We start from the raw sequence: 887 nt of genomic DNA on the forward strand, positions 1-887 counted from the left end.
CAATACCCCGCGAAGTGTATCCCTGCAGCGAGCCAACCCTCCAAGCGCCGCTAGCCAACCGCCGTGGCATGGCGCTGCTGGTCAATACGGGCACCCCGCCCGGCAGGCAGATTTGTCCCCCATGGGTATGCCCGCACAGGATGAGGCTGACGCCTTGCCTGGACGCATCGCGCAGGCAATCAGTGCTGTGGGCCAGCAGGACGCTTGGCTCATCTTGGGGAATATCAATCATGGCCTTGCGCACATCATCCGTGCGGTAGTGATGCGGGTCATCCACGCCAGCAAGCCAGAGCCGGGCTGAGCCNTACGCCGAACATTGGGGCGACAATCTCCCGTACGGCTTGGCGGATGAGGTTCAGCGAGGGCTCATACGGCCCGAAGGTCCGGCCGCGAAAGTCACCGGTAATGACGCAGACGTCGTAGCGCAGCCCGGCAATCGCTTGCGGCAGTGCTTGCATCGCACCCGTGCTCACATCGGCATGCAAGTCAGTTAGATGGAGAATGGTGTAGCCCTGGAATTCTGCAGGCAGGCGGGAAATCGGCACCAAGTTGCGGCAGACTTGAATGCGGGTGGCATTGGCCTGGCCTCGTCGCAGCATGCCGACTGCCCGGAGCGCATGTGGCAGCACAGTCTCTGCAAGCCTTGACAACGAAAGCTGCCTTGGCTGTCCCGTCAATCCTGGAGGCGGCTCGACTGCCAACTCCATTCGGGCGCGGCGATGCGCCTTGACGGCACCAAGCCGTGCTTCAAGCCGGCCGTCTTCACTTCGCGCAATCCCAATTCCTAGCCGCTGCTGCCCGTTGTCGTCCACTCAAACCATCCTGCCGAATTCCAGCGCATAATGCCCGCACTTACATCAAAGCTCTGGTGTAATTGACACAATCAA

At 61.3% G+C, this 887-nt stretch carries 1 pseudogene; it reads right to left on the bottom strand.

From position 1 onward, the window contains the following. A pseudogene (locus QWZ14_RS08805) lies at positions 1-277 on the bottom strand (hypothetical protein); the annotation flags it as partial. Positions 278-887 lie beyond the last annotated feature (610 nt).

It is taken from the genome of Paeniroseomonas aquatica, assembly GCF_030409335.1.
Lineage (GTDB): Bacteria > Pseudomonadota > Alphaproteobacteria > Acetobacterales > Acetobacteraceae > Belnapia > Belnapia aquatica.